General features: G+C 72.3%; 19 protein-coding genes. 4 read left to right on the forward strand and 15 right to left on the reverse strand.

Annotation, left to right across the window (positions count from 1 at the left end; translation table 11 throughout):
- Nucleotides 1-339 precede the first annotated feature (339 nt).
- The 7 genes from FS825_RS12180 to FS825_RS12210 are packed head-to-tail and all read right to left on the reverse strand — an operon-like array spanning nucleotide 340 to nucleotide 9,210.
- Nucleotides 340-1,968, reverse strand: a complete 1,629-nt coding sequence (locus FS825_RS12180; protein WP_144713361.1) for an ATP-binding cassette domain-containing protein — start codon at nucleotides 1,966-1,968, stop codon at nucleotides 340-342.
- Nucleotides 1,965-2,864, reverse strand: a complete 900-nt coding sequence (locus tag FS825_RS12185; RefSeq protein WP_144713363.1) for an ABC transporter permease — start codon at nucleotides 2,862-2,864, stop codon at nucleotides 1,965-1,967. Before FS825_RS12185 ends, FS825_RS12180 begins: the two co-directional genes overlap by 4 nt.
- On the reverse strand, nucleotides 2,861-3,844 hold the full coding sequence (locus tag FS825_RS12190; RefSeq protein ID WP_144713364.1) for an ABC transporter permease: 984 nt from the start codon (nucleotides 3,842-3,844) through the stop codon (nucleotides 2,861-2,863). Before FS825_RS12190 ends, FS825_RS12185 begins: the two co-directional genes overlap by 4 nt.
- Nucleotides 3,841-5,403 carry an ABC transporter substrate-binding protein gene (locus FS825_RS12195; protein ID WP_144713366.1) on the reverse strand — a complete coding sequence of 521 codons (1,563 nt, stop codon included), beginning with the start codon at nucleotides 5,401-5,403 and terminating at the stop codon, nucleotides 3,841-3,843. Before FS825_RS12195 ends, FS825_RS12190 begins: the two co-directional genes overlap by 4 nt.
- A 26-nt stretch (nucleotides 5,404-5,429) precedes the next feature.
- On the reverse strand, nucleotides 5,430-6,800 hold the full coding sequence (locus FS825_RS12200) for an NtaA/DmoA family FMN-dependent monooxygenase (protein WP_144713368.1): 1,371 nt from the start codon (nucleotides 6,798-6,800) through the stop codon (nucleotides 5,430-5,432).
- Nucleotides 6,797-8,176 (reverse strand): LLM class flavin-dependent oxidoreductase, encoded by a 1,380-nt coding sequence (locus FS825_RS12205; protein ID WP_144713370.1) that lies wholly within the window; start codon nucleotides 8,174-8,176, stop codon nucleotides 6,797-6,799. The genes FS825_RS12200 and FS825_RS12205 overlap by 4 nt, the downstream gene beginning before the upstream one ends.
- Nucleotides 8,173-9,210, reverse strand: coding sequence for an LLM class flavin-dependent oxidoreductase (locus tag FS825_RS12210; RefSeq protein ID WP_144713372.1), 1,038 nt, complete (start codon nucleotides 9,208-9,210; stop codon nucleotides 8,173-8,175). Before FS825_RS12210 ends, FS825_RS12205 begins: the two co-directional genes overlap by 4 nt.
- Nucleotides 9,211-9,347: 137 nt before the next feature.
- Here FS825_RS12210 and FS825_RS12215 point away from each other — a divergent pair, with 137 nt between their 5' ends.
- A complete protein-coding gene (locus FS825_RS12215; RefSeq protein ID WP_222126930.1) occupies nucleotides 9,348-10,145 on the forward strand; it encodes a DUF427 domain-containing protein in 798 nt (265 codons plus the stop codon).
- A gap of 99 nt (nucleotides 10,146-10,244) precedes the next feature.
- Here the strand turns inward: FS825_RS12215 and FS825_RS12220 are convergent, their stop codons facing one another.
- Nucleotides 10,245-11,585, reverse strand: a complete 1,341-nt coding sequence (locus FS825_RS12220) for an MFS transporter (RefSeq protein WP_260981154.1) — start codon at nucleotides 11,583-11,585, stop codon at nucleotides 10,245-10,247.
- A gap of 206 nt (nucleotides 11,586-11,791) precedes the next feature.
- Between FS825_RS12220 and FS825_RS12225 the strand changes: the two genes are divergently transcribed.
- The 3 genes from FS825_RS12225 to FS825_RS12235 all read left to right on the forward strand — a co-directional run bounded on the left by FS825_RS12225 (nucleotide 11,792) and on the right by FS825_RS12235 (nucleotide 17,095).
- A complete protein-coding gene (locus FS825_RS12225) occupies nucleotides 11,792-14,806 on the forward strand; it encodes a glycosyl hydrolase (RefSeq protein ID WP_144713376.1) in 3,015 nt (1,004 codons plus the stop codon).
- A gap of 67 nt (nucleotides 14,807-14,873) precedes the next feature.
- On the forward strand, nucleotides 14,874-15,377 hold the full coding sequence (locus FS825_RS12230; protein ID WP_144713378.1) for a MarR family winged helix-turn-helix transcriptional regulator: 504 nt from the start codon (nucleotides 14,874-14,876) through the stop codon (nucleotides 15,375-15,377).
- A 137-nt stretch (nucleotides 15,378-15,514) separates the two neighbouring features.
- Nucleotides 15,515-17,095, forward strand: a complete 1,581-nt coding sequence (locus tag FS825_RS12235) for a Na+/H+ antiporter (RefSeq protein WP_144713380.1) — start codon at nucleotides 15,515-15,517, stop codon at nucleotides 17,093-17,095.
- 64 nt (nucleotides 17,096-17,159) lie between these two features.
- Here FS825_RS12235 and FS825_RS12240 read toward each other — a convergent pair whose 3' ends face one another.
- The 7 genes from FS825_RS12240 to FS825_RS12270 all read right to left on the reverse strand — a co-directional run bounded on the left by FS825_RS12240 (nucleotide 17,160) and on the right by FS825_RS12270 (nucleotide 23,942).
- The gene (locus FS825_RS12240) at nucleotides 17,160-18,008 is read right to left on the reverse strand and encodes an FAD:protein FMN transferase (RefSeq protein ID WP_260981156.1); all 849 of its coding nucleotides are present in this window, start codon (nucleotides 18,006-18,008) and stop codon (nucleotides 17,160-17,162) included.
- Complete coding sequence (locus FS825_RS12245) at nucleotides 18,005-18,520, reverse strand: FMN-binding protein (protein ID WP_144713382.1); 516 nt, start codon at nucleotides 18,518-18,520, stop codon at nucleotides 18,005-18,007. The genes FS825_RS12240 and FS825_RS12245 overlap by 4 nt, the downstream gene beginning before the upstream one ends.
- On the reverse strand, nucleotides 18,517-19,983 hold the full coding sequence (locus tag FS825_RS12250; protein WP_144713384.1) for a ferredoxin reductase family protein: 1,467 nt from the start codon (nucleotides 19,981-19,983) through the stop codon (nucleotides 18,517-18,519). The genes FS825_RS12245 and FS825_RS12250 overlap by 4 nt, the downstream gene beginning before the upstream one ends.
- A 135-nt stretch (nucleotides 19,984-20,118) precedes the next feature.
- Nucleotides 20,119-21,483 (reverse strand): sensor histidine kinase, encoded by a 1,365-nt coding sequence (locus FS825_RS12255; RefSeq protein WP_144713386.1) that lies wholly within the window; start codon nucleotides 21,481-21,483, stop codon nucleotides 20,119-20,121.
- Nucleotides 21,480-22,163, reverse strand: coding sequence for a response regulator transcription factor (locus FS825_RS12260; RefSeq protein ID WP_144713388.1), 684 nt, complete (start codon nucleotides 22,161-22,163; stop codon nucleotides 21,480-21,482). The genes FS825_RS12255 and FS825_RS12260 overlap by 4 nt, the downstream gene beginning before the upstream one ends.
- Nucleotides 22,164-22,191: 28 nt before the next feature.
- Nucleotides 22,192-22,848 carry a hypothetical protein gene (locus FS825_RS12265; protein WP_144713390.1) on the reverse strand — a complete coding sequence of 219 codons (657 nt, stop codon included), beginning with the start codon at nucleotides 22,846-22,848 and terminating at the stop codon, nucleotides 22,192-22,194.
- Nucleotides 22,845-23,942 carry a CocE/NonD family hydrolase gene (locus tag FS825_RS12270; RefSeq protein WP_313960549.1) on the reverse strand — a complete coding sequence of 366 codons (1,098 nt, stop codon included), beginning with the start codon at nucleotides 23,940-23,942 and terminating at the stop codon, nucleotides 22,845-22,847. The genes FS825_RS12265 and FS825_RS12270 overlap by 4 nt, the downstream gene beginning before the upstream one ends.
- Between the last annotated feature and the right edge of the window lie 14 nt (nucleotides 23,943-23,956).

Consider the following 23,956-nt stretch of genomic DNA (forward strand, 5'->3'; position numbering starts at 1 on the left):
AAATAGGTCCCGCTCGGCGCCCAGCCGAGCGGGCAGAATACGGCTCGCTCGGCCCCCGGCGGCGGCCGGTTCCGCCCGCTCGGCGCCACGCGCGGGGCGCGTCCTGCCCGCTCGGTGACGTGGACGCGGCGGACTGGAGGCGCGGTGCCAGCCCGCACCGCGCCTCCAGTCCGGCGTCAGGTCGCGGCCACCGCCCTCCCGAGCGGGCAGAATACGGCCCGCTCGGCGGTCGGCGGCGGCCGGCTCCGCCCGCTCGGCGGGACGCGCGCGGCGCGTCCTGCCCGCTCGGGGACTCGGGTCGCGCTCGGGGACGCACGCAACCGGCGCACGGGAATCGGGTCAGGACGGCGCGAGGCGCGCCGTCAGGCCGGCGCGGCGGCGGAGGTCGAAGGCGGCGTCGACGAGCGCCCGCGTGCGCGGGTGACTGCCGTCGTCGAACACCCGCTCGGCCGGGGCGACGTCGACGATGCGTCCGGCCTCGAAGACGGCGATGCGGTCCGCCACCCGTCGGACCACCGCCAGGTCGTGCGAGATGAAGACGCACGTCGTGCCGGTGGTCTGCTGCAGGTCGAGCACGAGGTCGAGGATCCGCGCCTGCACGGACACGTCGAGCGCGGAGGTGGGCTCGTCGCAGACCACGAGCGGGACGGGCCCGGCGAACGCGCGGGCGATCGCGACGCGCTGCTTCTGCCCGCCGGACAGCTGGGCCGGTCGGCGGTCCAGGACGTCCGGGGCGAGGCCGACGCGGGCGGCGAGCTGCTCGGCGGTGCCGTCCCCGCCGAGCAGTCGGATCGCCCGACCGAGCACCTGCCGGACGGTGCGGCGTGGGTTGAGCGAGGCGTCGGCGTTCTGGAAGACCACCTGCACGGGTGGTGTGCGGCGGCCGCTGTCGTCGGCGGCGAGGTCGATCGTGCCGTCGTACCGGACGAGGCCGGCGAGGGCTCGGCCGAAGGTCGTCTTGCCGGAACCGGACTCCCCCACGACGCCGAGGACCTCGCCCCGGTGCAGGTCGAGGTCGACGCCGTCGAGGGCGGCCTGACCGTCGTACTCCTTGCGGAGCGCGCGGACGGTCACCAGGACGGCCGGGTCCGCCGTGGCCGCCGGGTCGGCTGGGCCGGCCAGGTCGGCGGGGCCAGCTGGGCCCGCCGGGTTGGACGGGCCGGCCAGGACCGGTCGGCCGGCCGGTTTGCCGGCCGTGATGTCGGGCAGGGCCTCGACCAACTGCACGGTGTACGGGTCCGTCGGCGCGGTGAGGACCTGGGCGGCCGTGCCCTCCTCGACGAGCACGCCCCGCCGGAGGACCCCGACCCGGTCGCAGTGCGCGGCGACGAGCGGCAGGTTGTGGCTGATGAGGAGCGTGGCGAACCCGAGCTCGGCGCGGAGTTCGTCGATGAGTGCCATGATCCCCGCCTCGACCGTCGCGTCCAGTCCGGTCGTCGGTTCGTCGAGGACGAGCAGCCGCGGCCGGGCGACGAGCGCCATCGCGATCGCCACGCGCTGCTGCTGTCCACCGGAGAGCTCGTGCGGGTACCGGACCCCGATGGTCTCGGGGGACGGCAGTCCCACCCGGGTGAACGCCTCGACGGTCGCCCGCTCGGCGTCGGCGCGGCCGGAGCCGGTGTTGCGGAGGACCTCGGCGACCTGGCGTCCGACGGTCATCGTCGGGTTGAGCGCGAGACCGGGCTCCTGGTGCACGACCGCCACCACGTCGCGCCGGAACCGTCGGAGCCGATCACCGCGGACGGCGGTCACGTCCGTGCCGTCCACCTCGAGCCGGGCCGCGCGGACCTCGGCGTCCGGGCCGAGCGACGCGGTGAGGGTGCCCGCCGCGGTGCTCTTGCCCGAACCGGACTCGCCGACGAGGCCGTACGAGCCGCGTGCGTCGATCGTGAACGAGAGGCGATCGACGACCCGCGTCCCGCGGTAGGCGACGGAGAGGTCGTCGACGCGGACCAGTGGCTCGGTCATTCGGAGACCTCCTTGAGGTTGTCCGCGATGAGGTTCGCGGAGACGACGATCGACGCCACGGCGATCCCGGGGAAGACGACGGTCCACCACGCGGCCTGCAGGTACGCGCGGTTCGCGTTGATGTCGAGCCCCCAGTCGGCGGCGGGCGGTTGCGACCCGAGCCCGAGGAACGACAGCGACGCCGTGATGAAGATCGCGGCACCGAGGCTCAGCACCGCCTGGATCACGAAGACCCCGACGACGTTCGGCAGCAGCTCGGTGAGCATCGCACGGAACCCGCTCTCGCCCTGCAGCCGGGCGGCCTGGACGTAGGACTTGCCCATCTCGACCAGCACCGCGGCCCGGACGATCCGGGCGATGCCGGGTGCGAAGAGCACACCGACGATGAGGATCAGCGCCGGCGTCGACACGCCGAACGCCCCGACGAGGACCACCAGGAAGATGAGGCTCGGCAGGGCGAGCAGCACGTCGAAGAAGCGCATCAACGCCGTGTCGACCCAACCGCGGTGGTACCCCGCGAGCAGACCGAGCGTGCCGCCCAGGACGGTCGCGAGGGCCGCGCCGAGCGGTCCGATGAGGAGCGCCGGTCGCGCACCGGCCGCGACCCGCGCGAAGACGTCGCGGCCGAGGGAGTCGGTCCCGAACCAGTGCGCGCCGCTCGGGGCGAGCAGCAGGCCGCCGGTCTTCGCGTACGGCTGCAGCCCGAACGCGTGCCATCCGATGGCGAGGACCACCCACCACAGGAGGATCGCCGCGGACACCAGGAACGTCGGCCGGACCAGGAGCGCACGCCAGCCGCGGCGGCTGCTGCGACTCGCGGCGATGGTCGTCGACGAGGGGTCGGCGGCGGCCGGGCGGCCCTCGGTGTCGAGGGCTCCGGGGACGACGGCGGTCATGCGGTCGCCCGTCGTTCGAACCGGATCCGCGGGTCGACCACGACGAACAGCAGGTCGGTCAGCAGCAGCGCGCCGAGAGACAGTGCCCCGGCGAGCATGACGCCGCTCTCCAGGAGCAGTGCGTCCTTGCGCTCGGCGGCGGACACGAGCAGCGCACCGAGCCCCGGGTAGGAGAAGAGGGTCTCGACGATGACGCTGCCGCCGAGGAGGGTGCCGAGGTAGATGCCGAGCACCGAGAACGTCGGGATCAGCGCGTTCCGGATCACGTGCCGACGGACGATCTGCCCGGTCGTGAGCCCCTTGAGCACGGCGGTCCGGTGGAACTGCGAGCGGATCGTCTCGATCGTGCCCGCCCGGACCATCCGGGTCAGCACCGCCAGGTACGCGAGTGCGAGGACCACCGCGGGTAGCGTCAGCACCCGGAGCCGCTCCCCGAACCCGGCGTCGAGCGCACCGGACGCCTGCACCGGGACGACCCGCAGCCAGACGGCGAACACCAGCAGCAGGACGATGCCGACGACGAACTCCGGGACGGCGGAGACCGTGAGGAGTCCGACCGTGATCGCCCGGTCGGAACGCTTCCCCTGCCGGTACGCCTGCACCGCGCCGAGTGCGATCGCGACCGGCACCATGATGACGAACGCGTACGCACCGAGCAGCAGCGAGTTGCCGAGCCGGCCGAGCACGAGATCCCGGACGGGTTCGGAGTACACGAAGCTCGTGCCCCAGTCCCCCGTGACGAACCCGCCGATCCAGTGCAGGTACCGGCTCACGAGGGACCCGTCCAACCCGTGCGACACGTTCCAGGCCTGCACCTGCGCCGCCGTCGCGTACTGCCCGAGGGCGTTCCGACCGGGGTCCCCCGGCACGACCTGGACGAGCCAGAACGTGAGGATCGAGACCACGACCAGGACGAGCGGGATCTGGACGACCCGCTGCCCGACGAGGGTCAGCAGACGACGGCGGCGCGCAGTGCTCATGACGAGCTGACCCCGATCCCGCGGAAGTCGAACCCGCCGGGGAAGTCCTGCCCGGAGCGGAAGGTCCCGGTGACGTGCTCCTGCAGGAGGATCTTGCTCGACGCGAAGGCCGGCACGATGACCGGCAGGTCCGTCCACTCGATCGTCGCGATCTGGTTCGCGAGGTCCTGTCGCTCGGAGTCCGACGTGGTCGACTCGTACTGGTCGACGAACTTCTCGAGCTCCGGGTTCGAGTACTTCGAGGCGTTCCACGCTGCCCCGGACCGGTAGATGAGGTCGACGTACTGCGCCGGCAGCCGCTGCGCCCAGTTCGTGATCGTCACGGGTGCGTTCAGCCACGGCGTGTCGTCGCCGTCGGCGTAGTACTCCGCGCTCGTCAGCACCTTGAGCGTGACCTTGAAGCCGCCGACCGCTTCGAGCTGCTGCTGCACGACCTGGGCCAGGGCCTTCTCGGCGTCAAGCGTGGTGATCGTGAACGAGACGGTCTTCCCGCCGAGGAGTTCCTTGACCTTCGACTCGTCCTGGGACCGCTGCTCGAGACCCTTCGGCTGGATCGCCGAGCTCGGGAAGAACGTGGTGTCGTTGCCGACCGAGGCGTCGCCCCCGTAGACCGTCTTGACGATCGCCTTGCGGTCGAGCGCGAGCGCGAACGCCTCCCGCACCTTCGGGTCGTCGAACGGCGCCTTCGTGACGTCGATGAAGATGCCGTCGAACTTGTTGTAGTAGGGCTTCGTCTCCTTGACCGCCGTGCCCTTGAGCGTCGCGGTCGCCGTTGGGCTCGACGCGATCTGGTCGATCTCGCCGCTCTGGAAGGCGAGCAGCTGCGCCTGGTCGTCCGCGTAGAACTTGACGTCGACCTCGGACAGCTTGACGTCCTTCGCGTCCCAGTACTTCGGGTTCTTCGTGAAGGTCACCCCCTGGCCGGCCGAGTACTTCGAGAGCACGAACTGGCCGGCGCCCACGGGCTTCTTGGCCCAGTTCGTCGACGCCGAGAACCCGGCGGGCTGGATCGTGGTGTTGGAGCCGGTGAGCAGGTAGGGGAAGTCGGCGTACGGCTTCGCGAGGGCGAAGGTGACCGCGGAGTCGCCGTCGGCGGTGACGGACGAGAGGATGCCGTCGAAGCTCGACTTCCCGGGCGACTGGCTGTCCTTCCCGATGATCGAGTCGAACGTCGCGACGACGTCCTTGCTCGTGAGGGCGGTGCCGTCCGAGAACTGGAGGCCGTCGCGGAGCGTCACGGTCCAGGTCTTCCCGTCCGAGGACGGCTTCCACGACTTCGCGAGCCGGCCCTCGAGCGTGCCCTTCGCGTCCTGGCTGAGGAGCCCCTCGGAAGCGAGTCCGACGAGGAACATCGCGTTGTAGTCGGAGGTGGTGAGCGGGTTGATCGTGCTGTCGGGCTCTTGGAGTCCGAGCTTGTAGACGCCGGCGCCGGAGGACGACCCGCTGGTCGCGCTGCCGCCGGAGGAGCAGGCGGCGAGGGTGAGGGCGAGGGCGGCGGCGGTGGCGGCGAGGGCGAGACGCTTGAGGCGACGCCGTCGCGACGTGAGGTCGACGGTCACGGTGGACTCCAGGGGTTCGGGTGGGGCTACGGGTGGAGGACTGGCGGGACAGCGGGCGACGAGCGGTGCGCGCGGTCGGGCACGCGGGCGTGTCCGAACCGTTCGCGCAGCGTGAGGTCGTCGTAGGTGGTGGCGGTCCGGCCGCGGCGCTGCAGCTCGGGGACGACGTGGTCGACGAAGCGGTCGATGCCGCCGGGCAGGTACGGGAACTGCACGACGAAGCCGTCCGCTCCGCCGTCGTCGGCGAGCTCCTCGAGCCGGTCGGCGATCTCCGGTCCGGTCCCGGTCAGCAGCTGCCGGCGGTACGTCCACGAGTAGACGTCCCGCGGGGTCGCCGGGCCGTCGGCGAGCAGCCGCTCGACGACCGGCTTCGGCGAGCGGGTCTCGTTCGAGGTGTCGAACTTCCCGCTGTCGTCGAACTGCGCGTAGTCGAACGGCACGTCGACGTCGCGCCCGGAGAGGTCCACGCCGATCTGGTGCGACACGTCCTCGAGGATGAGCGCGTCCGGCGTCAGGGCGAGGATCGCGTCCGCCTCGGCACGGGCGTCCGCGGCGGTCTCCCCCACCACCGGCATCACCGACGGCATGATCTTGACGGCGTCCGCCGAGCGGCCGTGCCGGACCGCCCGGGCGCGGAGGTCGTCGACGAACGCACGGACGTCGCCCGTCGATCCTCCGCGGGTGAACACCGCGTCGGCGGTGTCGGCCGCGAGCTCGAGCCCGGACTCCGACCCGCCCGCCTGGAAGAGCAACGGGTGGCCCTGCGGCGGGCGCGCGATGTTCAGCGGCCCACGGACGCGGAAGAACTCGCCGTCGTGGTCGAGCCGGTGCAGGCCGTCGCGATCGGCGAAGATCCCCGAGGCGGCGTCCGCACGGATGGCGTCGTCCTCCCAGCTGTCGAGGAGCCCGTTGACGACGTCGACGAACTCACGGCCGCGTTCGTACCGGCGGGAGTGGTCGATGTGGGCGTCGCCGCCGAAGTTCCGGGCTTCCTCGTCGTACCGGCTCGTGACGAGGTTCCAGGCGGCACGGCCTCGGCTGATGTGGTCGAGCGACGCGATGCTCCGCGCCACGTGGTACGGCTCGTTGTACGTCGTCGAGACCGTCGCCGCGAGACCGATCCGCGAGGTCACCTGCGACAGCGCGGCGAGCAGGGTGAACGGCTCCGGGCGCAGGGCACCGTAGTGGTCGACGCCGGACGGGTAGCGGTCCCAGAAGTACAGGCCGTCCGCCAGGAACAGCGTGTCGAAGAAGCCACGCTCGGCGCTCTGCGCGATGTGCCGGTGGTGGCCGATCGTCAGGTGCTCCGCGGGTCGGGACGACGGGTGTCGCCACCCCGTGACGTGCGCGCCGCCCGGGTGGAAGGCGAAGGCCGCGAGCAGGATCCGGTCGCTCACGCGGACACCTCCTCGACGTCGGCCGATGCGCCGGCAGCGCCGGCCGCGCCCGCGCCGAACCGGCTCGTCGGACGCTCCAACCCGAGGTGCTCCCGCAACGTGCTCCCGCGGTACGTCCGGTCGTACACACCGCGGCGCTCGAGCTCCGGCACGACCTGGTCGACGAAGCGGTCGACGCTGACGGGGATCGACGAGAACGCGAGCATGAAGCCGTCGGCGGCGTCGTGTTCGTACCGCTCGACCAGGTGGTCGGCGATCTGCTCGGGCGTGCCCGGCAGGAACCGACCGCGGAGGATCGTGCGGTACACGTCGCGGAGCGTGCTCGCGTCGGCGGCGATGCGCCGGATGGACTCGTAGAACGACTTCGACTGGTTGATCGCCGACTCGTCGAACACGTGCTCGAGCGGCGCGTCCAGGGGCCGGTCGGACAGGTCGGTCTGCAGGTAGTGGGAGAGCAGGTCGAGCGACACACGGTCCGGCGTGAGTTCCTCGATCTCGTCGAGCTGCCGGAGCGCGTCGGCCTCGGTGTCACCGATCACCGGCGAGACCGCGGGCAGGATGAGCACCGACGACGGGTCACGCCCCGCCTCGACGGCGCGACGCTTGTAGTCGGCGTACAGCGCCTGCGCCTCGGCGAGTCCGTCCTGCCAGAGCGTGAACACGCCCTCGGCCTTCGCGCCGGCCAGCGCACGACCCGCCTCGGACGCGCCCGCCTGGAACAGCACGGGGTGCGCCTGCGGGGGCCGTGCGATGTTCAGCGGACCGCGCACCCGGAAGAACTCGCCCTCGTGGTCGAGGACGTGCAGGCCCTCGCGCTTCGCGAAGTACCCGGACTCCTTGTCGTACAGGAAGGCGTCGTCGTCCCAGCTGTCCCAGAGCCCCTGCACGACGTCGACGAACTCGCCGCCGCGCCGGTAGCGGACGGCGTGGTCGAGGTTGGCGTCCCGGCCGAAGTTCCACGCCTCTTCGTCGGAGGCGCTCGTGACGAGGTTCCACGCCGCTCGGCCCTCGCTGAGGTGGTCGAGCGAGGCCAGCTTGCGGGCGATGTGGTACGGCTCGTTGTAGGTCGTCGAGATCGTCGCGGCGAGGCCGATGTGCTCCGTGCGCTGCGAGAGCGCACCGAGCAGCGTGAACGGCTCGGTCCGGATGTTCACCGCGTGGTCGATGCCGGACGCGAAGCGGTCCCACACGTACAGTTCGTCCGCGATGAACAGGGTGGCGAAGCCGCCGCGCTCGAGCGTCTGAGCGAACCGCACGTAGTACTCGATGTCGAGGTAGGCGTCGGGTTCGCTGCCGGGCAGGCGCCAGCTGGTGACGTGTTCGCCACCCGGGTAGAAGACCATGCCGCCGAGGACGAGGCCGCCGTCCCGGGTCATGCGGACACCGCCGCTCCGGTCGTCGCGCCGATGCGCGGGGCCACGGCCTCCGCGAACAGCGCCAGGGCGTCCCGTCGACGTCCGTAGTCCGGGTACCCGTGCTCGACCTGCACGTTGAGCTGCGTCGCGTACCGCGAGTACGGCTTCGACAGGATCGACTCCACGATGTCCTCCGGTGTCCCGTAGTGCAGGTTGAGCGCGTCGGCCTTCTCGGCGAGGGTCTTCGCGGGTGGCAGGAACGACTCGCCCCAGGCGTACTTCGCCTCGATGCCCGCGCGCGCTTCACGGAGCGCGGTGTCGCGGTCGGGCGCGGGGTAGATCGCGGTGGACAGTGCCACGCGCGGCGTCACCCCGTCCGGGAGCGCCTCGAAGTAGGCGGTGGCCGTGACCTCCGCCGGGACCGTCTGCGTCGTGCCGACGAGCACACCGTGACCCCGGGCCGCGGCGATCGCGGCGCTCTCGGCGGTGAGGGTCGCGTCCCAGACGCGGTCGAGCAGTGCGCTGCCGTCGGGGTTCAACCGTGCGGTCCCGCTGCCGAGGGGCTCACCGCGGAGCGCGCCGAGGAGCCTGGCGAGCTGCTCGTCGAACGCCTCCCGCCGTCGGTCGTGGTCCGCTCCGACCAGTTCGGGGGCGAAGACGTCGAGCGTCTCCGGGCCGCCGCCGTTGGCGACACCGAGCTCGACGCGGCCACCGGTCAGGGCGTCGAGCACCGCTGCGTCCTCGGCGACCCGGACGGGGTCCTCGTGCGGGAGGGTCACCGCGCCGAGGCCGAGCCGGAGCGTCGAGGTCCGCTCGGCCAGTGCCGCGAAGAAGACGAACGGTGACGGCAGCCCGCCGCGCGCGGGGTCCTCGTCGTGGCGGAAGTGGAACTGCCGGACCCAGGCCCCGTCGTACCCGAGGCGCTCCGCCTCGGTGAACAGGTCGAGCTCGTCGCGGTACGCCCGGCCCGCCGGAGGGGCTTCGGTGCCGTGCGAGAACACGGCGATGCGCAGCGGCACCGTGGCCGCGCGGGCGGTGCGTTCGACGTCCGTCATGGGACACTCCCTCGTCAGTGGAGCGATCAGAACACGCACCCCCGACGTTCCACGAGCACCGGCGTAACGGAACGTTGCGATGCGTCACGGAACGTAGGAAACGGTCACGCCGCCGTCCGAGGAGGATGATCACCGGCGTGCCGCACCCCACCGCGAACCGTCGCCACCCCGTCCTGCCCGACCACTTCACCTGGGAGCCGAGCAGCCGCTGGGTCCGCGCCGTCGCTGACGGCGTCACCGTGGTCGACACGAAGCGGCCCGTCCTGGTCTGGGAGCCCCGGCAGAAGGTCCCCGAGTACGGCGTCCCCGCGGCCGACGTCCGCACCGACCTGCTCCGCCCGGCCGACGACGCCCCGGCACCGGGACGGTCCTGGCGGCCGGTCCGGCCCGCGCGCCAGTGGTTCCACCTGGTGCTCCCCGACCGGGTGGTCGAGCACGTCGCCTGGACGTGGGACGACGACGGGCTGGACGGCTGGCTCGGCGTGACCTGGACGCCCGGCGTGCTGGACGCCTGGTACGAGGAGGACGAGCGCGTGATCACCCACCCGCGCGACCCGCACAACCGCGTCGACGCACTGCCGAGCAGCCGGCACGTCGTCGTGCGCGACGGCGACCGCGTGCTCGCGGAGTCGAGCTCCCCGGTCGCGGTCTACGAGACGGGGCTGCCGACCCGGTGGTACCTGCCCGCCGCCGACGTGCGGTTCGACGAGCTGGTCCCGACGGACACGGTCAGCGAGTGCCCGTACAAGGGGCACGCCACCGAGTACTGGGGCGTCCGTCGGGCGGACGGCACCGTCGAGGACGTCGCGTGGTCGTACCCGGACCCCTTCCCCGCGGTCGCAGCGATCCGCGGCCTGGTCGCCTTCTGGGGCGAGCGTGTGCGCATCGAGGTCGACGGCGAGCCGACGGTGTCGGTGACCGACCTGCGCGTCTGAGACGCGACCCGACGACGGACGGGAGGCGCGGGTCGGCGCCGCGCCGCGCCTCCCGTCCGACGGGCGGTCACGTCCACCGACCCACCGGACGCAGCCCGGTCAGCGCCGGTCGTGCCGCGCTGCCGCGGCCGGGGCGTCGTCGCGGACGCCGGCGGCGAACAGGGCCTCCTGCGCGTCGGCGAGGTCCTTGCCCTCGATCGTGAACGCGTTGAAGACCGCTCGCCGGAACGCGAGCCACCCGACGAGGACGCCGACCGCGACGAGTGCGGTCAGGATGCCGTACATCACCTCGGGGTGGTCGAGCAGGAGCGGGGTGACGAGTGCCAGCAGCGCGGCGGCGACACGGGCGACGGCGATGACGGTGCCTTGGACGGAGCCGCGCAGCAGCGTCGGGAACGACTCCTGCGACCACACCTTCATGATCGCCTCGAACGCGAACGCGTTGCCGATCGCGCCGAAGGCCAGCATCGCGACGAGGGTCGGCAGCGAGAAGCCGAACACGAGGGGCAACCCGTAGCTCACCACCAGGCAGACCGCGCCGACGATGTAGAACGGCATGCGGAGCCGACCGTCGACGATGCGCATGAACCAGAACGCCAGGAGCATCCCGACCGGCACGCTCACGAGGTTCATGGTCGAGAAGAACGGCACCGAGAGGCCGACCACGTTCACCGCGACGTACGCGCCGAACTGCCCGCCCGTGTTCGCCCCGAGGTTCGTGAACGTGTAGAAGACGAGCAGTGCCAGGAACGGGACGAGGAAGATCCGCTGCGTGAGGACGTCCCGGATCCCGTGGCGGGAGGCGCGGACGGTCCCGACGCCGGCGGCCTTCTCGTCGCGTGCGTCGGACCACGCCGTCGACTCGGGGATCGTGAAGCGGAGCACCAGGACGACGAGGGCGACGACCCCGACGTGCGCGAACATGATCTGGCCGCCGAGTCGACCGAGGTCGCCGACGACGGTCGAGATCGCGTACGTGGCCAGGATGCCCGCGAACCACAGCACCTGCGAGAACCCGACGAGCTTGCCGCGGTTGTCGTCGGTCGCGGCCTCGGAGATCGTCGCGAGCGACACCGGGAGGTCGGCGCCGGTGCCGAGACCGACCAGGACGGTGCCGACGAGCAGCCCGGCGAAGGCCGGACTGGACACGAGGACCGCCGCACCGACCACCGTCATCGCCATCGTCGCGATGAAGACCGAGCGTCGTCCGAACACGTCGCCGAGGCGGCCGCCGGACAGTGCGCCAATCGCGATGCAGAACGTGAGCGCGCCGGACAGCACGCCGATCTCACCCCCGGTGATGCCGATCGACTGCTGGTAGAGCACGAGGGCGGTGCCGGAGCTGACGATCGCGGCGGCGTCGATGTACGACGCCATGCCGGAGACGACGGCGACCCACCAGGGCCGCGGGCGGGTGTCGGGACGACGGGGTCGGTTCACTGCGTTCTCCCTTGAACGGCCGGCCTGCGCTGGATGAAACGGTTCAACCAGTCGGCGGCACTGTATCCCGCCACCCGCCGCGACCACAACCGTTCCGAGCGGATTCTTGTTGCGAGGAGCAAACAGGTAGTTTCCTAGGGACATTGACGGCGCGTGCTCCGACCGCCTACGGTCATCGCAGCACCCCCGTTCGAAGGAGAACACCCATGTCGATCGACGACATCGCCCGCGGCGTCGCCCACCCCGCCATCGAGTACCGCCCGGAGCTGCGGTGGTGGCTCGCCGAGGGGCTCCACACGGACGTCACGCTCCGGCGTGAGATCGAGACCGCGCACCGGCTGGGGTTCGGCGGCATGGAGTTCCTCGCGATGGACGAGGGGGCGATCGACCACGCGCGCTACGGCTGGGGGTCGGAGGAGTGGGTCCACGACTCGCAGATCGTCGTCGAGGAGACCACCGCCAGGGGCATGTCCGTGAGCTTCACCTCCGGGACGAACTGGTCGAACGCGAACCTGCCGACGATCGACGCCGACCACCCGGCCGCGGCCCAGGAGCTCGACGTGGTGCACGAGGACCTCGCGGGCGGCTCGTCGCGGACCGGAGCACTCCGACGGATCGACCTGGAGGCGCCGACCGCCGAGACGACGCTGCCCGGCGAACGCGGTGCCGTGCACGTCCAGACGCTCGTCGCCGTCCTCGCCACGCGCGTCGTCAGCACGTCCACCGGGACCAGCGACGCCGCCGGCGCCGACCCGACCGTGCTCGACGCCGCGTCGGTCGTCGACCTCACCGCGTCGGTCGTCGACGGAGCGCTCGACTGGACCGCACCGGACGACGGCGACTGGCGGCTCTCCGCGTTCTGGTGCCACGGCACCGGGCAGACCGCGTCACCGTCGGCCACCGTGAACTGGACCGTCAACTACCTCGAGCGCGCCGGCGTCGACGCCGTGATCGACTACTGGGACCGCGTGGTCCTGACACCGGAGCTCCGGGCCGAGATCGCGCGGAACCCCCGCGCGCAGATGTACATGGACTCGCTCGAGCTGTCGACCTACGGCGCCGGCGGCCTGTTCTGGGGCGCGCACGTCGCCGACGAGTTCCGGACCAGGCGCGGCTACGAGATCACGCCGTGGCTGCCGTTCCTCACGCGGAGCGCGCCCTTCATGGCGTCGAGCACGACCTACCACGCCGAGCCGCTCCCCGAGCAGGCCGTCGACGTCGAGAAGGTCCGCTTCGACTACGTCCGGACGCTCACCGACCTCTACATCGAGAACATGCTCCGACCGTTCGCGGCGTTCCTGCACGACAACGGGATGACGCTCCGGTCGGAGATCAGCTACGGCCTGCCGTTCGAGCTCACCCGTCCCGGTCCCGAGGTCGACGGCATCGAGACCGAGTCGCTCGAGTTCGCGTCCCAGATCGACGCGTACCGACTGCTGGCCGGTCCGGCGCACCTCTTCGGCAAGCAGTACTCGTCGGAGACCGGCGCCACGACCCGCAACCACATGCTGGACCACCGCTTCACCGACCAGATCATCGCGACCCAGCTGGCGGCGGGCATCACGAAGACGGTCCTGCACGGCTGGGCGAGCACGAGCGGCGCCGAGGGCGTCACGCAGTGGCCCGGGCACGAGGGCATGTGGAGCATGTTCTCGGAGCGCTTCGACACCCGGCAGCCGGCGTCCGAGTTCTACCCGCTCTGGAACGACGCGATCGGCCGCCTGCAGTACGTCCTCCGCCAGGGGCGCCCCCGCATCGACGTCGGCATCCTGCACACCGACCACTTCACCGACAACGCCTCAGGCATGGTGTTCCGCGGTGCCGACGGCTCCCGGGTCCCCGACGAGGTCGCGTACGGGCGACAGTGGATGCGCGACCGCCAGAACCACTGGTGGCGTGACCTCGGCATGCAGGACGCCGGGTGGACGTACGAGTTCCTCGACGGCTCCCTGCTGCTCCGGGACGACGTGCGCACCGGCGACGGCGTCGTCCAGCCGGACGGCCCCGGGTACCAGGCACTGCTCGTCTTCCAGAGCACGCTCGACGCCGACGTCGCCGCGAAGCTCGTCGAGTGGGCGTCCGAGGGTGTCCGGGTGGTCATCGTGCACGGGACGAGCGAGCTGAAGTCCCTCCTCGCGGGCACCGACACCCACCACCCGCGAGCAGCGGACCGCACCCCGGGTCTCGACGGCCGCGACGCCGAGCTCGCCGCGACGATGGACCGACTCCGCGCGCTGCCCTCCGTGGCCGAGGTCGACGTCGCCGCTGACACGGTCGATGCGCTCCGTCGGCTCGGAGTCGCCGGGCGCGCCGAGTTCGTCGCCGAGGACCGGAACGTCCTGACGCACCTCCGCGAGGACGGCGACCTCCTCCACCTGTACCTGTACCACTTCCTGTACGAGACGGCGGAGCCCACCACCGTCGAGGTCGCGGTGCCGGGGACCGGTGCCGTGCACCGGATCGACGCCTGGTCCGGTTCCGTCCTGCCGCACGACGGGGCCCGGACCGACGGCGACCGCACGATCGTGACGGTGCACCTCGCCCCCGGCGAGACGGCGCTGGTCACCCTCGACCGATCGGCCGCCGCGCACCCGTCCACGCACGAGACGGAGACAGCGACCGGCGCCGCGACCGCGACCGCGACCGCGACCGACACCGTCCTCGCCGAACCGGACGCGTGGGACATCGTCGTCGAGAGCTGGGACGCCGGTGAGGACGAGGTCGTCACGGAGGACCGCGGCCTCGGCTACGTCACGCTCGAGGTCCGTCCGCTGACCCGCGTGACCCGCCTCGACTCCGGCACCGGACCCCTGCGCCCCTGGAAGGACCTGCCCGCGGTCGGACCCGAGGTGTCCGGCGTCGGCGAGTACACCACCACCATCACGATCGACGCACCGCACGACGAGGACGACCACCACCGGTACCTGCTCGACCTCGGCTCGACCGCCGGCGGCCTCGGGTCGGTGGTCGTCGGCGACGGTCCCGCGCGCGGGTTCGACACCTCGCACCCGGTCGTCGACGTCACGGACGACCTGCGCGAGGGCCCGAACCGGGTCGTGGTCCGCGTGGCCAGCTCGCTCAACAACCGGCTGCTCGCCCGCGGGTACTACGAGGACGTGCCGGACATCATCGCGAAGCTCGTCACCGGCACCGAGGCGACGCAGACCACGCACGTGCGGGACCACGGACTGCTCGGACCCGTCCGGCTGCTGCGCCGCTGACCTCCGGGAGCGACGCGCATCCTCGGTACAGTGGCGCGACGGACAGTGGCGCGAACAGGAGGTGCACGTGGCACGACCGATCGACCCCGGTGACGGAGTGGACCTCCGCCCCGTCATCGACCCCGACCCGTTCGACGTCCGGGTCGCCCTCGCCGGCATCGTGCACTGGGCCGACAGCCACCAGGTGCGTCAGCGCATGATGTCGGCGATCGCCTTCCCGGTCGCCGACACGTCGATGTTCCTCGTCGTGAACCAGCTCACCTACCGTGGCGCGACGAAGCCGAGCGTCCTCGCCGACGCGCTCGGCACGGGCCGCGCGAACCTCACGAAGATCGCGAACCGGCTCGAGGCCATCGGGCTCGTCGTCCGCGTCCCGGCGCCCGACGACGAGCGCAGCGTGCTCCTCGCGCTCACCGCGACGGGGCGCGAGTACGGCGAACGCATCAGCACGCAGCTGCGCGAGGACCTCGACGAGGTCCTCGCGCACTGGAGCGAGCAGGACGTCGACGCGCTGCGGCGCGTCCTCGCACGCCTCCGGCACGACGCGGTCGGCTCGGCCGCTCGCACCTGACGGAGGGGAGGCGCGGGTCGGCGCCGACCCGCGCCTCCCGTCCGACAGGCGGTCACCCGACGGACCGCCGGCCGACCGGCGTGCGCTGTCAGGCCGCACCGCGTTGACTGGAGTGTCGGCCGAAACGAGGAGTGCGCGTGCTGGGTCCTGAACTGGTGGTCGTGCTCGGCCTCGCCATCGCCGTGACGGCGGGGGTCGCCGACCGGATCCGGGTCGCTCCACCCGTCCTGCTGCTCGTGTTCGGCGCGGGGCTCGCGCTCGTCCCGCAGTTCACGCACGTGGAGCTGCCGGCTGACGCCGTGCTACTGCTGTTCCTGCCGGCGCTGCTGTACTGGGAGAGCCTGACGACGTCGCTCCGGGAGATCCGGAAGAACCTGCGCGGCATCGTCCTCATGGGGACGCTGCTCGTCGTCGTGACGGCCGGGGCGGTCGCCGTCCTCCTGCACTTCCTCGGGATGCCCTGGGGGGCCGCGTGGGTGCTCGGCGCAGCGGTCGCCCCGACCGACGCGACCGCCGTCGGGGTGCTCACGAAGATGCTGCCGCGGCGGAACGTGACGGTGCTCCGCGCCGAGAGCCTGGTCAACGACGGCACGACGCTCGTGGTCTACGGGATCGCCGTGGCGGTCACCGTCGGCACGCAGGAGCTGACGTTCTGGGGCGTGTCCGGCATGCTCGTGCTGTCGTACCTCGGCGGGGTCGCCGCGGGACTCCTCGCCGCCTGGCTCGGCACGCTCGTCCTCCGTCGCGTCGACACCGTGGTCCTCGAGAACCTCGTGACGCTGCTCGTGCCGTTCGTCGCGTTCCTCGGCGCCGAGGCGATCGGTGCGTCCGGGGTCCTCGCCGTGGTCGCGGCCGGCATCATCGTCAGCCAGGTCGGGCCGAAGCTCGACCGCGCGGAGACCCGCCAGCAGGTCCGCGCCTTCTGGTCGTTCCTCACGTTCCTGCTCAACGGCGCGCTGTTCGTGCTCGTGGGCATCGAGGCGATGGTCGCCGCCCGCGCGCTCGACGCGTCCGAGCTCCTCCGCGCCACCGGGATCATCGCGGCCGTGGCGGTGGCGCTCGTGCTCGTCCGGTTCGCGTTCCTCAACGCCGCCGGCGGCACGGTCTGGCTCGTCACCCGCCGGACGGGCGGTGCTCCGCGCGAGGGACACCGGGACCGGCTCGTCAGCGGGTTCGCCGGGTTCCGCGGGGCCGTGTCGCTCGCGATGGCCGTCGCCGTCCCGCGCACGCTGGAGTCCGGCGCGGCGTTCCCGGACCGAGACCTCATCGTGTTCGTCACCGCCGGCGTCGTCGTCGTCACGATCGTCGGCCAGGCCCTGGTGCTGCCGGCGGTGCTCCGACGCGCCGCCCTGCCGGAGGACGAGTCCGTCGGTGAGGAACGCCGCTACGCCGAACGCACCGCCATCGAGGAGGCGCTCGACGCACTCCCCCGCCTCGCCCGGTCCGCCGGGGCCGACCGCGCCACCGTCGAGCGGGTGCGGAAGGACTACGAGGCGCACCTCGACGTCATCCAGGCGCGCGAGGAGGAGGACGAGGACCACCCGGCCCTGCAGCGGCACGACTCCGCAGTCGCGCTCGAGCTCGCGCTCGTGCAGCACAAGGCCGCGACGCTGCTCCGGTTGCGCGACGCGGACGAGATCGACGACCTGGTGCTCCGGCAGGTGCGGGCGGGCTACGACGCGGAAGAGGCGCGACTGGGCGGGGCGACGACCGTCTGACGACGGGGCGGACGGGAGGCGCGGGGCGGGCCGGCACCGCGCCTCCCGTCCGGCGGTGGGCGCGTCAGGCGCGGGGTGCGTGCGCTCGCGTCGTCGCGCTGTCTCGCGCGGGCGTTTCGAACCACGGTTGCGACGTCGAACCAGGGTCGGACGGTGGTTCGATGTCGGGATCGTGGTGCGACGGTGCGGCGCCCTGGACGGTGCCGGCCGCGCCGGGAGTGGCCCAGACGCGTCCGTCGGCGCCGAACGCGAGCACGTCGACCGAACCGTCGCCGGTGATCCGGCGGAGGTCGTCCTCGTCGCCGGCCACGACGGCCGTGGCGAGGACGTCGGCGGTCACGATGTCGTCGGCGATCACGCTCGCCTGCACGAAGGCGGGGGTCGTGCGTCGCCAGATGTGCTCGCCCCGCTCGGCCGTGCCCGAGGTGGCGACGGCGCGGCGGCTCCCAGTGAGCCGCACGATGCCGACCACGGTGTCGCGCCGGGCCGGGTCGACGATGCCGACGCTCCACGGGGTGTCCGGACGGTGCTGACCGCGCACGAGGACGTCCCCGCCCGCGCTGATCATCCAGTCGTCGGCGGCTCCGTCGAGCACGGCGCCGGCGTCCCGGATCGCGAGGGCCTTCACCACCCCGGAGAGGTCGATGACCCCGTCGGGACGGTGCGGGGTGAACGCACCGCCGGTCCGCTGGCGCCAGTCGAGGGCGAGGGCGTAGACGTCGCGGACCTCCGCCGGTGCATCGGCCAGCCGGAGCGAGCCGTCCGCGACCCGGCTGAGCACGGACGAGGGGTCGTACAGGCTGTACCGGCGGTCGTGGTCGGCGAACACCGCCCGGACTCCGGCCGCCATCTCCGGGGTGGCGCCCCGCAGACTGACGACCGTCCCCATCGTCTCGAAGGTCCGGACGGTCACAGCCCGGCCTTGTCGATCGCGGACTGCAGCGAGGTCGTGTAGCCCTGGCTCGTGTACGTCGCCCCGCTCACCGACTGGATGTCCGCCGACTGTGCCTGGAGCGCCTCCTGCTGGAGGATCGGGGCCGCCTGCTGACTGATCTGGACCGACCGGCCGTCGCGGTCGGTCAGCTGCAGCGCGGTGACGGCCGTGATCTTGCCGTCCGACACCACGATCTGCACCTGGACCGGGCCGAACTGCGTCTCGGCGGTGTCGCCGGTGAAGGTGCCGGACGCGGTCGAGCTGCTGCTCCCACCGGAGCTGCTGCTCCCACTGGAGCTGCTGCTGCCGCCGGACGTGCTGCTGCTGCCGTCGGACGTACTGCTGCTGTCGGAGGTGCTGCTGCTGCTGCTGCCGGAGGTCGTGCCCTGCTGCGCCGGTGTCGTGACCGCGGGCTGCCCGCCGAGCTGCCAGCCGATGACGAGCACGGCGGCGGACGACACGATCCCGCCGGCGATGACGCGTGCCCTCATGACTCGAACCGTTCCTGGTGGATCTGGTGCTCCGGGACGCCGGCGAGGCGCGCCTCCCGGACGACGAGGTCGGACCATGCCCGCGGCCCGCAGACGTACAGGTCGGACTCGGTCAGCCTCGGGAACACCGACCGCAGCGTCACCCCGCGTCGGACGTCGTCCTCGGTCATCCAGCTCTCGACGGACCGCGCTCGGTGCCCGACCATCGTGTAGAAGCGGCTGCCGGTCGCCCGGGCGAGGTCCGCCGTCTCGTGCCAGAGGTACTGCTGGTGGGCGTCCGACCCGCGGAGCAGCACGGTCGCCTCGTCGGGGCGGAGGTCGGTGTCCTCGAGGAGGGCACGGACGGGCGTGACCCCGATGCCCGACGCGACGAGTGCGAGGTACGGCGCGGTCCGCGCCCGGCTGGTGAACAGCCCGTACGGACCCTCCAGCGACACGGACGCACCCGGTGTGATGCGCCCGAGCCGCGCCGAGCCGGCACCGAGGTCGCGGACCGTGATCCGCGCCCGGTCACGCCCCGGGACGGCGGAGAACGACACGGGGTGCGCGTGCCACCAGGTGTGCCGCGTCCAGAACCGCCAGACGCCGTACTGCCCGCCGCGGGCACCGAGCCGGTCGAGGTCCCGGCCGGCGAGGTGGATCGACACGACGCCGGGGGCGATCGGCTCGACGCCCACGACGCGGATCCGGTGCCGGAACGTCACGACGAGCGGCATCGCGAAGCGGAACACCACGATGAGACCGAGCGAGACGACGTACGCGGCGATCCAGTAGGCGCGCTGCCACGTGCCGTGTGCGAGGACGCTTCCCGCGCTGAGCATGTGCGGGAGCGCGACGAGCACGGCCGCGTAGCTGAGCAGGTGGATGACGTGCCACGCCTCGTAGGGCATCCGGCGACGGACGGCGACGAGCGAGGAGACGACCACGGCGACGAAGAGCCCGAGGCCGAGGTACGCCAGCGGCATGTCCGGCGTCGAGAACAGCGAGATCGTCTCGGCGATCGGTCCGGTCCCCGCCGATGCGCCGTACCCGAGCGTGAGGAGCAGCCCGTGCGCGAGCAGCAGGTACAGCACCGGCTTGCCGAGCGACCGGTGCACGGCGATCGCGTTGTCCTGGCCGAACGTCCGGTCGATGAGCGGGACCCGCGCGGCGAGGACGAGCATCACGAGGACGAGGTCGGTAGCGATCAGTCCCGCCACGATCCCGGCGTCCGTCAGCCAGCCGCCGAGCCCGACGACCGTGCGCGACCCGGGCGTCGCGAGCCACAGCGTCACCGCGACGGCGGCGGACGCCCAGGCGCCGATCGCGAGGAGGTCCGTGGTCGCGGCCCGGCGACGACCCGTGCGGCGGCGGCGACGGGCGGCGACGTCGAGGGGCTCTGCCGGCGGGACGGCTGCGCGCAGACGGCCGTGCTCGGCCGGCCTGGTCGGGTCGGGTCGGGTGGGGCGAGCGGTGTCGATCATCGTCTCGGTCCTCTCCAGCGTGTGATCGGGTGACACACAGCATCCGCATCGGGGCTATGGAGGGACTCGGAACGGACCGTGCCGTTCGTTCGAGACCTCGAGTGATCGGGCCACCCGGGTCCGCCGCGGCCTGGTTCAGGCCGGCGGGAGTCGGACGGTCGCGACGGCACCGCCGTCGTCGGCGTTCTCGAGGGTCGCGGTCCCACCGGCGCGCTCGGCGATGCCCCGGACGAGCGCCAGGCCGAGTCCGCTGCCGCCGAGGACGGCACGCCGCGCACTGTCCGCTCGCGTGAAGCGGTCGAACGCCTGCGGCAGGAAGTCGCTCGGGACGCCGGGGCCGTCGTCGACGACCCGCAGGTCGAGTCCGCCGTCCTCGGCCTGGTCGAGCGACACCCGGACCACGCCGTGCACGTCGCTCGCGGCGATCGCGTTGGCGACCAGGTTGTCGACGACCCGGGCGAACGCCGCCGGCTCGACCGCGACGTGCCGCTCGGGGTCGTCGATCCGGACCGCGAAGTCGATGTCCCGCACGCCCGCTCCACGGAGGGCTCGCGCGCGGTCGATCGAGCCCATGAGCTCGGTGACGAGGTCGGCGGCGGCGGTCGAGGGCGGCGGCCCGGCCTCGTCGAGCCGGTTCAGCTCGAGGAGCGTCGTCGCCAGCGCCACGAGTCGTGCCGCGTCGTCCTCGGCAGCACGGAGTTCGCGCTCCAGGGCGACGGCGTCGCCGGAAGCGCGGTGGGCGAGCTCGAGCCGCGCCGTGAGGGCGGCGAGCGGGGTCCGCAGTTCGTGGCTCGCGTCGGACACCATCCGGCGCTCCCGTTCGGCGTGCTCGCGCTGCCGGTCGATGAACGCGTTGAGCGTCCGCGCGAGGGCTGCCAGCTCGTCGTCCGAGGTCCCGACCGGGAGGTGCCCGTCCGTGGACCCGGCGCTGAGCTCGTCGGCGGTCCGCCGCATCCGGCCGACCGGGCGGAGCGCGAGGGTGGACAGCAACCACGCCGTGGCTGCGAACGCGAGCAACGCCAGCAGTGTGCCGATCACGAGCGACCGGTCGACACGCGCGAGGGTCTCCTGCCCTGCGCGGCCGTCGTGCGCCGCCCAGACGACGAAGGATCCGTCGTCGTTCGCCACCGGGATCCCGACGACCGTCGCCGTCCGGTCGTCGGTCCGGAGTCGGAGCGTCACCTCGTCCGACGGTGCCGTGGTCGGCAGGGCGGCGCGTACGTCCCGCGGCAGGGAGTCCACCACCCAGCTGCCGTCGGCAGCCCGGATCCCGACGAGGACGTCCTCCGCCGGGCGGTCCGGCGGCTCGTCCGGGTTGTGGCGGAGGTCCGAGACGAACGGGGCAGCGTCCCCGGCGGCGAGCGACTGGTCAGTGGCGAGGGTCGCACGCTCGATCTGCACGTGCAGCACGACCGCGACGCCGGAGAGCACCAGTGCGCCGACGAGCAGGCTCCCGAGCGTGATCCGAGCCCGGATCGAGAGCCGGTGCAGGAACCTCATGACGTCGGCACGACCTCGAGCGCGTAGCCGACACCCCGCACGGTGCGGATCACCACGTCGGCGTCCGCGGCCTGCAGCTTCTTCCGGACGTAGCTGACGTACTGGTCGACGATCGTGGGGTCGAAGTGCTCGGCGCTCCCCCAGACCTCGTCGAGGACCTCCGCCCGGGTCCGCACCGCGGGCGACCCCTGGGCGAGGAAGCGCAGCAGCGAGAACTCCTTGACGCTGAGCGGCAGGTCGCGACCACGGACCGCGGCACGCACCGCGACGGTGTCGAGCCGCACCGTTCCCACCTCGACGACCGTCGCGGTCCCGGCCGCGCGGCGCCGGAGCTGGGCGCGGATGCGGGCGTTCAGCTCGGCGATGGCGAAGGGCTTGGTGAGGTAGTCGTCGGCGCCCGAGTCGAGCCCGAACACCCGGTCGTCGACGGCGTCGCGCGCGGTCACGAGGATCACCGGGAGGTCGAGCCCCATCTCGCGCAGCCGACGGCAGACCTCGAACCCGGTCATCTCCGGGAGCATGACGTCGATCGCGGCGGCGTCGAACGAGTGCGACCGCGCCGCGACGAGAGCGGCGATGCCGTCCGTCACGACCGTCACCGCGTGCCCTTCGCCCGTCAGCCCGCGTTCGACGAGCGCGCGCATCTCCGGGTCGTCCTCCACCACCAGGATCTCCGCCACGGACCCCAGCAAACCAGCATCCGGCTGGTCAGGCCTCCGCGGCGCGGAGGATCCACGTCCGGAACTCGACCGCGAAGTGCTCGAGGTGCTGCTCGACCATCCCGGGCGCACAGGTCGCCGGCAGGGTCACGGAGAGCCGGGCCGTGAACCCGTCCTGCTCCTCCTCGAAGCTGTTCGCGATCGACCCGATCACCGTGCCGTCCGCGAGGAGCATGTGCGACCGACGCGCCGTCGGAGCGTCCGTCGCGTTCGGGAGGTCCTGGGCACGCGTGACGCTGTCGTCCCACGGGCGCATGAAGAACGAGCACACCTGGTCGTCGAGGGTCTCGACGATGTTCACGTCCCGGCCTGGCTCGGCGTGGATCGACCAGTGTTCGGGGTGGCCGGCGAGCATGACCTCCTCACGGGCGAACGCGGCGCCGAGCCACGCGCCGAACGCGGCCGCCGTGATCCCGTGGGCGCGGAGCGTGGTCGTGCCCGTCGTCTCCTCCCCGGCCGAGCGTGCGAGGTGGTCACGGAGGAACGCGTCGCCGGCGGCGAGCTCGTCACGGAGGAGCGCGAGCACGCCGTCCCGGCCGAGTCGCCGCTTGAGGAGCTCGAGCGCCCGCCGCGCGGAGAACAGCTCCAACCCGTCGATCGTCGAGTCGGTGTCCTCGCCGGCGAGGCGGACCGTCGCGGCGCTCATGCGCGTGCCCGGACCGGCAGCTGGAGGTACGACGCGTGGTCGCCACCGGTGTGGACGACGTGCGTGCCGGTGTTCGCGCCGACGTACTCGCGGATCGCCGGCATCAGCGTGCCGAGGAGGTTCCGCGAACTGACCACGAACCGGAGCTGCTCGCCCGCGTGGAAGCGCAGGCCGACCGGGAACAGGTCGATCTCGATCTCGGCGACCTCCCCGGGAGCGAGCTTCTCCACCCGGTCGAAGGTGTGCGCGGGGACGTCGTCGGTCGTCAGGGACTCGTCGAGGTGACGCGCGGACACCCGGAGCCGTCCGTCCGATCCCTTGTAGCGCAGGATCGTCGCCCCGTGGTCGGTGAGGTCGTGCGCGATCGCCGACTGGTTCGGCACCGTGAACGCCTGCAGCGGGGTGCCCCAGCGGTCGAGCTTCTGCACGAGGACGAACAGGTCCATGTCGTCGGCGTCGCGGGCCTCGACGAACAGGTGCGCCTTCGGGTACCCGACGAGCACGGTCTCCTCGTCGAACCGGGTGAGGAACGACACGGCGGCCGGGTTCCCGTCCACCGCGTAGGACGCCTCGGCCGCGGTCTCGGGGACCGAGGTCGACAGCGAACGAGTCCGCGCGTCCAGGAAGTACCGCGTCGACGTGGACCCGGCGGGCGGGAACGAGTCGGCGGCCACGGCGACCTCGTCGCCGCCCTCGAGGTCGAGGATGGAGTACCGGACGGTGCGGGTGGTCTCCCACCCGTTATCGACGCCCTTGAGGAAGTGGTCGAAGAACCGGCGGAGGTCGTCGACGTTCGCCTCGTCGTAGTAGTCCGGCCACTCCTGCCCGTTGTGGACCCGCAGCCACTTCTCGTCGCTCGCGATCCGGCGCCAGGCGCGGAACGTGCCTGCCGTGTGCAGGGTGTTCGAGTAGCTCGCGACCACGTACGCCGGGACGGTGATCCGGTCGAAGTCGGGGACCTTCTGCTCCCAGAGGTCGGTCATCAGCGGGTACGCCTCGACCTCGGACAGGATGTCCTCCTTCCGGTTCCTCCCGAAGAAACTGCCGTCCTGGAGCTGCTGGGCGAACCCGGTGTCCGGCATCCCGCCGCGCATCACCAGGTCACGGT

Source organism: Curtobacterium pusillum, assembly GCF_007680845.1.
GTDB lineage: Bacteria > Actinomycetota > Actinomycetes > Actinomycetales > Microbacteriaceae > Curtobacterium > Curtobacterium pusillum_B.

Excerpts from the sequence above, each read along its gene's own strand:
- FS825_RS12180 (WP_144713361.1), bottom strand. The coding sequence starts at position 1,968 with ATGACCGAGCCACTGGTCCGCGTCGACGACCTCTCCGTCGCCTACCGC.
- FS825_RS12185 (WP_144713363.1), bottom strand. The coding sequence starts at position 2,864 with ATGACCGCCGTCGTCCCCGGAGCCCTCGACACCGAGGGCCGCCCGGCC.
- FS825_RS12190 (WP_144713364.1), bottom strand. The coding sequence starts at position 3,844 with ATGAGCACTGCGCGCCGCCGTCGTCTGCTGACCCTCGTCGGGCAGCGG.
- FS825_RS12205 (WP_144713370.1), bottom strand. The coding sequence starts at position 8,176 with ATGACCCGGGACGGCGGCCTCGTCCTCGGCGGCATGGTCTTCTACCCG.
- FS825_RS12210 (WP_144713372.1), bottom strand. The coding sequence starts at position 9,210 with ATGACGGACGTCGAACGCACCGCCCGCGCGGCCACGGTGCCGCTGCGC.
- FS825_RS12225 (WP_144713376.1), top strand. The coding sequence starts at position 11,792 with ATGTCGATCGACGACATCGCCCGCGGCGTCGCCCACCCCGCCATCGAG.
- FS825_RS12245 (WP_144713382.1), bottom strand. The coding sequence starts at position 18,520 with ATGAGGGCACGCGTCATCGCCGGCGGGATCGTGTCGTCCGCCGCCGTG.
- FS825_RS12250 (WP_144713384.1), bottom strand. The coding sequence starts at position 19,983 with ATGATCGACACCGCTCGCCCCACCCGACCCGACCCGACCAGGCCGGCC.
- FS825_RS12255 (WP_144713386.1), bottom strand. The coding sequence starts at position 21,483 with ATGAGGTTCCTGCACCGGCTCTCGATCCGGGCTCGGATCACGCTCGGG.
- FS825_RS12265 (WP_144713390.1), bottom strand. The coding sequence starts at position 22,848 with ATGAGCGCCGCGACGGTCCGCCTCGCCGGCGAGGACACCGACTCGACG.
- FS825_RS12270 (WP_313960549.1), bottom strand. The coding sequence starts at position 23,942 with ATGCGCGGCGGGATGCCGGACACCGGGTTCGCCCAGCAGCTCCAGGAC.